Here is a 7,143-nt window from a genome sequence, read left to right on the forward strand (position 1 = left end):
CATGGTTGGTCATGAAGTCGCTCGACGGCGTACATTTGCCATTATTTCCCACCCGGATGCCGGTAAAACGACGCTTACCGAGAAGCTGCTGTTGTTTGCGGGGGCCATTCATATCGCCGGTAGTGTAAAGGCGCGAAAGGCGAGCCGGCATGCCACTTCCGACTGGATGGAGATCGAGAAGCAGCGAGGTATTTCGGTAGCCAGTTCAGTAATGCAGATGGAGTACGGGGGCTGCGTCATCAATCTTCTGGATACCCCGGGCCACCAGGATTTCTCGGAAGATACCTATCGCGTCCTCACTGCTGTGGATGCCGCCCTGATGGTGATCGATGCCGCCAATGGCGTCGAGGCCCAGACCTTGCGTCTGCTGAACGTGTGCCGTGCCCGCAACACCCCCATCCTCACTTTCGTGAATAAAATGGACCGCGAAGTGCGGGACCCACTCGACCTCATCGACGAGATCGAACGGGCGCTGAACATGGCCGCGGTGCCTTTCACCTGGCCGATGGGTATGGGTCGCGGCTTCAATGGTGTATTCGATTTGCGACGCGATAGCATGCGCGTTTTTCGTCCGGGTTCGGATAGGCTGGATGATGAAGATGAAGTGATTGAGGGCCTGAACAACCCCGAAATCGCGGAGCGCTTCTCGAAAAATGCGGCAAACATGCAGCAGGAAGTTGAACTGATACGCGGCGCTTCACCCGAATTCAGTCACGCGGCATTTCTGGCCGGCCAGCAGACCCCGATATTTTTCGGCTCAGCCATCAATAACTTCGGCGTCCGTGAGGTTCTAGAGGCGCTGATCCATCTCGCTCCGCCGCCAGGACCGCGCAGCGCGCTGCAACGCCAGGTGCAACCGTCCGAACCAAAATTTTCTGGTGTGGTATTCAAGATTCAAGCCAATATGAATCCAGCTCACCGGGACCGTATTGCGTTCGTGAGAATCTGTTCGGGCAGGTTTGAGCGCGGCATGAACCTGAGGGTCGGGCGTAACGATAAGGATATCCGAACCAACGGGGTAGTATCTTTTCTCTCGCAGCGGCGCGACCTGCTAGACATTGCCTATGCCGGCGACATTATCGGGATTCCCAACCACGGGACGCTCCAGTTGGGAGATACGCTCACGGAAGGCGAGCAGCTTCAATTTACCGGTTTGCCGTTTTTCGCGCCGGAAATCTTCCAGACGGTCGAGATTGCCGACCCGATGCGCAGCAAGCAACTCAAATTGGGGCTCGCTCAGCTGGGCGAAGAGGGTGCGATCCAGGTTTTCCGGCCGCACTGGGGCGGCACCTTGCTCCTGGGCGCCGTGGGTGCCTTGCAGTTTGAGGTAGTAGCCCACCGGCTGAAGCATGAATATGGGGTCGAGGCCCGGCTTGCACCTGCCAAGTACCAGTTAGCGCGCTGGATAACTGCCGACGATCCGCGCGAACTTAAACGATTCATAGACACTAACGCGCATCGGATTGCCTACGACGTGGTCGATGCCCCGACCTTTCTTGCTTCTTATGGAGCGGAACTGAGCGTAGCGGAGGAAAGCTGGAAAAACATCCGCTTCCACAGAATGCGGGAACATGCCGGACTGGTGTTCGAGGCCCATCTCGACGGATGAAGCGGATTTCCCGTCATGCGTGGTCATTATTCCGACTTGGCAGCAGACGCAGGCGCCCCATGCGCCGCGCTTCTTAAGCCCAGCCTGCTGATCAGGATTTATAAACAAGAACTCGGTTCAGCTTCATTTACTTGACTTCCGAAAGCAGTTTTCCGATCATTTGTTCCGCCTGATTCTGATAGCCTCGGCCAAACAGGTTTAGATGGTTCAGTATGTGATAGAGGTTGTAAAGCGTTTTGCGGGTTTTATAGCCTGGATCAAGTGGATAGGTTTCCCGGTAGGCCGCATAAAACTCAGCAGAAAATCCTCCGAAGAGTTCGGTCATGGCGATATCCGTTTCGCGATCGCCATAATACACGGCCGGATCGAATACCAGCGGCTGTCCCGCGCCATCAAAACCGTAATTGCCACTCCACAAGTCGCCGTGCAATAGTGACGCAATCGGCTGCTTCCCCGTGAAAAAGAAATCCAGTTGCTCCAGCAACTGCTCACCCTGTGATTGTAGCCGTCCAGCGTAGCCATTGATTTTAGCCAATTGCAATTGATAACCCAGCCGGTATTTGCGCCAGAATTCACCCCAGCTGGATGAGGTATTATTGATTTGCAAGGTTGTGCCAATGGTGTTGTCGCGCGTCCAGCCGAATTTTTCGGAGGAGAAACGATGCATGGCGGCAAGTCCACAGCCCAAGGCTGCGGCGCCGTTACGCGAACCCTTGCCTGTCTCCAGATATTCCAGCACGAGCCATGCATTGGACCTGTTTTTTCCCCAGCATAAAGGCAGCGGAACCCGCAGGGTTCGCGAGCCGTGGATTTCCTGAAGACCTGCCGCTTCCGCCTCGAACATCGAGAGGCGATCCGCATTGTTCAGTTTGACGAAAAATAGTTGATCGTTGCCTTCAATCCGATGCGCATGATTGACGCACCCGCCGCCAATCGAAGAAACTTTTTCCACGGAAAAGGGGATGCCGATAGAGCGGGAGATTTGTGCGCCGATTTCGGTCCAGGGCAGCATTAGCAGGCAGGGCTTACCGGATTGCCGGGTTGCTGCTCGAGGATAGCCATTCCCTCGCGCGACCGATTGCGGCGTTCACTTGAGCCGGCGCCGTTCCGCCGATATGGTTGCGGCTACTGATCGAACCTTCCAGCGTCAGCACGGCGAAGATGTCGTCCGCAATCAACGAAGAGAATTGTTGCAATTCCGGCAGGCTCAGCGCACTCAGGTCCCGGTTGTTCTTTTCCGCGAAACGCACCGCTTGCGCCACTGCTTCGTGCGCTTCCCGGAAAGGCATCCCTTTTTTCGTCAGGTAGTCGGCCAGATCGGTAGCGGTGGCATAACCGTGCATCGCGGCGGCCCGCATTGCGTCCTGATTGACGCGGATACCGGTCAGCATATCGGCATAAATACGCAAGGTGTCGGTAAGCGTATCGACGGTGTCGAACATGGGTTCCTTGTCTTCCTGATTATCTTTATTGTAAGCAAGTGGCTGAGCCTTCATCAGCGTAAGCAGCGCGACGAGGTGACCATTGACGCGTCCCGTCTTGCCGCGCACCAGCTCCGGCACATCGGGGTTTTTCTTTTGAGGCATGATGGATGAGCCCGTGCAGAACCGGTCGGCGAGATCAATAAAGCCGAACGAGGGGCTCATCCATAAAATCAATTCTTCGGATAATCGCGAAAGATGCGTCATGATCAGCGCAGCAGCGGCGCAGAATTCAATGACAAAGTCCCGGTCCGAAACGGCATCCAGCGAGTTTTCGCAAACGCCGTCGAATCCCAGCTCTCGTGCTACCGCTTCACGATTGACAGGATAGCTGGTCCCTGCCAGCGCCGCGGCGCCGAGCGGCAATTTATTCACGCGCTTCCTGCAGTCGGATAGGCGCTCGACATCGCGTTTGAGCATTTCGAAATACGCCATGAGATGATGCCCGAAGACTACCGGCTGCGCCACTTGCAAATGAGTGAAGCCGGGCATGACGGTATCGAGGTTCTTTTCGGCGAGATCCAGCAGCGCGAGCTGCATTGCATGGATAAGGTTGATCAGGTTGTCGATTGCGTCGCGCAAATAGAGCCGCACATCGGTGGCTACCTGATCGTTGCGTGAGCGCGCGGTATGAAGCCTCTTTCCCGCATCGCCGATCAGGACGGTGAGGCGTCTCTCGATATTGAGGTGTACATCCTCCAGTTCCAGCCGCCACACAAAATCGCCGCTGTGGATTTCTTCGCGGATCTGGCTCAGGCCAAGTTCGATAGCGGTCAGGTCATCCGCATCGATGATGCCTGTAGCTTCGAGCATTCGTGCGTGGGCAAGCGATCCGCGAATATCGTAGTCGGCCAGTCGCCAGTCGAAGCCTACTGATGCGGTATATCGCTGCACCAGTTCCGAGACAGGTTCGTTAAACCTTCCCGACCATGTGTTTTTGCTTTTTTCAGCGGGTACGCGGATCTTTTTCGAAGCCATCATATCTCGTGGATTGGGGTGTACGCCTTTCTAAGCGGTGCTCTCGCTGTTATGGCTTTGAAACGATGAGTATAAATCAAACACCCATCCCTATGTTCCATACCCTGACCGTAGGGGAGCAGGACTGGATGAACGTGGAATCTTAGTGTCATGTAAATATCGGGAATGGAAAAGCAGCTTCGCAGCCTGAAATACTTCAGCTTCAGAAATCCATTGGATCCACATCCACTGTCCAGCGCACCTTGCGGCTGGGAAGCGCGTCAAGCTTTGTGCGCCAAGCCCCAAGGAACGCCTGTAATTTTTTGCGCGAGCCGGATTGTACCAGCAGGTAAGCGCGCTCCATTCCCTTTAGCCGTGCCATCTGCGCTGGAACGGGGTCGAATACCTCGATCTCTCCTAGGGCCTTCGCCACTGCCACTGCGCTGGTGAGAAAACCGAGGGCAGTATCAATTTTCGGCGCCTCTGCCCGCAGCAGCGCTTGGTAGACGAACGGCGGGAACCCCGCGGTTTTTCTTTCTTCCAGCAGCGTTTGCGCGAGCAGGTCGTAATCATGCTGTCGCAAAGCATGGTACAGGGGGTGATCGGGGAACTCGGTTTGAATGAGGACTTCCCCTGGAATCCCGGCGCGGCCGGCTCGGCCCGCCACTTGCATCAGTTGAGCAAACAGGCGTTCCGAAGCGCGAAAATCCGTACTGAATAGCGAAGCGTCGGAATTCAGAATGCTCACCAGCGACAGCTTTGGAAAATCATGTCCTTTCGCAAGAATCTGAGTTCCCACCAGAATATCCACGCGTTGTTCGTGGATGTCCCTCAGCATGTGTTGCCAGGCGTCTTTCCGGCTCGTACTGTCGCGATCGATGCGCATGATCCGCGCGCCAGGGAAATACTCGGCCAGCGCCGCCTCTACCCGCTGTGTGCCGTGGCCGAAAGGGACAACGTCCTGATCCCCGCATTCCGGACAGACGTTTGGAAATCGCTCCTGATGTCCGCAGTGATGGCAGCGCAGTCTTTTATCACGCAGGTGCACTACCAGCCGGCTGGCACAGCGCTCGCATGTCGCTGCCCACCCGCACGACTTGCACAGCAGCACCGGCGCATAACCGCGCCGGTTTATGAAAACCAGGCTTTGCTGATTCAATGCAAGACATCTTTCCAGCGCAGAAATCACCGGTGGGGAAAAGCTTTCTTTAGTCTTTGCGGCACGGGTATCAATACAGCGCACAACGGGGAGCGCGGCATTCTTCACCGCCCGAGACGAAAGCCTCAGCCTGAGGTAGCGGCCTGTAACTGCATTGTAATGACTCTCAAGCGAGGGCGTGGCGGAGCCAAGAATCACCGGCACGCCAGCCTGCTTGGCGCGGAAGATAGCCACGTCTCGCGCTGAATAACGCAACCCGTCCTGCTGTTTGAATGAGGCATCCTGTTCCTCATCCACTATTATCAGCCCAAGTTTCGGCAGCGGCGTGAATACGGCGAGCCGTGTGCCCAGCACTATTTCCGCAGCGCCCTCTTGCGCCTGTAGCCAGCCAGCCGCGCGCTCCGAAGGGCTGAGTCCGCTATGAAGGCTTACCAGCCGCAAGGTGGGAAAGCGCGCACGGAACACCGCTTCCAGTTGCGGCGTCAGGTTGATTTCAGGAACCAGTACCAGGGTTTGCCGCGCTTGCCGCAACACAAGCGAAATCAGGCGCAGGTAGACCTCCGTTTTTCCGCTCCCCGTTACCCCATGCAATAGCCACGTATTGAATTCGCCTATTTCAGGGGCAATCACATCGACAGCGTTTCTCTGATCGGTAGTAAGAACGGGAATTTGCAGGGCTTGCGCAGCGGGAACGGGGGTAGCGGGATGCGCAAACGGTATTTCCTCGATCCAACCCAGCGTTATCAGTTCATTCAGTGCCTTAGGTGCTCGCGGGGACAGTTGTTTTGCATCGCTGATACTCATCACGCGGGATTCTCTCAGCCTTGCCAGAAGCCTGTGTTTAACGATGTGGCGCGCGGGGATGATCGATGTATCGGCTTTACGTCCTGTCAGGGTGAGACCGTATTGGCAGGCAGAAGGAACCTTCCGGGTAAAAGGCTTATTGCTACGGAGTCTGTTGGGCAGCCCGTTCATTACCACCTCTCCCAAAGGATGGTGATAATACTCGCTGCAGAAACGGAATAGAGCAATCAACCCTTCGGGCAGCGGAGGAACATCCCTGAATATATGCGCTGCGTGCTTGAGTTTGGGGGAAGGAACAGAGGAGTAAGCGGTTACTTCCATAATCACCCCTGTCATCATGTTTCTCCCGAAGGGGACAAGCACGCGAGCCCCTACATCTTGCGCCGTTATCTCCGTATCCGGCGCAAGATAGTCGAACAGAGTATTGAGAGGAACATCAAGCGCAACACGTAGAATGGCCATGCAGGGGAAGTCTTAAAAGCTGATTACCGGAGTATGGAGAAATTCAGGAGCCCGTTGTTGCCGATTTGGAGCAGCGGCAAAATTCACCTGGGTGCAGATAAAGGTGGGTTTCCTATTTCATAAAGTGGTGAATTCACTGCGAGGCGGTTTCGGGATAATTGTAACCGTTGCGCGTGGCTGTGAATACACGGAAGCGCGCAGGATGAACAACGGGAACAGGGGATGGCTCCTTTACTTATAAGGCAATAAATCTGCGTTACCTGCGAGCTCATCCGCCTGTAAAAAATTAGCGGAGTTTGTCGCATTTCCTTACATATCGCTCACGGGAATATTAAAGGTAGATTCCAAGTTGCTGATTGAGTGGGACTATGAAATGCTGGCATGGGATATGCTTACAGTGAAAAAACGCGCAGCCTCCAGCGAGTTCGAAGAGAGGTGTCTTTTCGCGTGGAAACCGTACTGTCGCCATTACCCGACAAACTGCTTGACTTGGGTTATCTTCGGGGATAGTCTTTGCACGGTTATGAGTATGTAAAGTATTGGTAACAGAGTTGTGGTAATACCGGTTTGGTTGTAACAGATTGGCGAAGCTTCTGCCGGTGGATTGAAGGGAGGAGATACTTTTCGCCGGCGGGGCGCAGTACTTGATTAACGAATAGTAGGAGAAAACA

General features: G+C 55.1%; 4 protein-coding genes. 1 reads left to right on the top strand and 3 read right to left on the bottom strand.

Features of this window, described 5'->3' with window-relative positions; all coding sequences use genetic code 11:
• The first annotated feature begins 1 nt into the window (after position 1).
• Positions 2 to 1,609, top strand: a complete 1,608-nt coding sequence (locus BMZ14_RS13835) for a peptide chain release factor 3 (protein WP_074798598.1) — start codon at positions 2 to 4, stop codon at positions 1,607 to 1,609.
• A gap of 127 nt (positions 1,610 to 1,736) precedes the next feature.
• On the opposite strand, the gene BMZ14_RS13840 is transcribed toward BMZ14_RS13835, so the two are convergent.
• From BMZ14_RS13840 to BMZ14_RS13850, 3 genes are all read right to left on the bottom strand, one after another.
• The gene (locus tag BMZ14_RS13840; RefSeq protein WP_074798600.1) at positions 1,737 to 2,621 is read right to left on the bottom strand and encodes a fructosamine kinase family protein; all 885 of its coding nucleotides are present in this window, start codon (positions 2,619 to 2,621) and stop codon (positions 1,737 to 1,739) included.
• Between the two features lie 13 nt (positions 2,622 to 2,634).
• Positions 2,635 to 4,071 carry an argininosuccinate lyase gene (gene argH, locus BMZ14_RS13845; RefSeq protein WP_074798602.1) on the bottom strand — a complete coding sequence of 479 codons (1,437 nt, stop codon included), beginning with the start codon at positions 4,069 to 4,071 and terminating at the stop codon, positions 2,635 to 2,637.
• Between the two features lie 199 nt (positions 4,072 to 4,270).
• Positions 4,271 to 6,472, bottom strand: a complete 2,202-nt coding sequence (locus BMZ14_RS13850; protein WP_074798604.1) for a primosomal protein N' — start codon at positions 6,470 to 6,472, stop codon at positions 4,271 to 4,273.
• Between the last annotated feature and the right edge of the window lie 671 nt (positions 6,473 to 7,143).

It is taken from the genome of Nitrosospira briensis (genome assembly GCF_900115125.1).
GTDB lineage: Bacteria > Pseudomonadota > Gammaproteobacteria > Burkholderiales > Nitrosomonadaceae > Nitrosospira > Nitrosospira briensis_A.

What these genes read in the sequence shown, in the direction of transcription:
- BMZ14_RS13835 (WP_074798598.1), top strand. Translation starts at nt 2, where the DNA reads ATGGTTGGTCATGAAGTCGCTCGACGGCGTACATTTGCCATTATTTCC.
- BMZ14_RS13840 (WP_074798600.1), bottom strand. Translation starts at nt 2,621, where the DNA reads ATGCTGCCCTGGACCGAAATCGGCGCACAAATCTCCCGCTCTATCGGC.
- argH (WP_074798602.1), bottom strand. Translation starts at nt 4,071, where the DNA reads ATGATGGCTTCGAAAAAGATCCGCGTACCCGCTGAAAAAAGCAAAAAC.
- BMZ14_RS13850 (WP_074798604.1), bottom strand. Translation starts at nt 6,472, where the DNA reads ATGGCCATTCTACGTGTTGCGCTTGATGTTCCTCTCAATACTCTGTTC.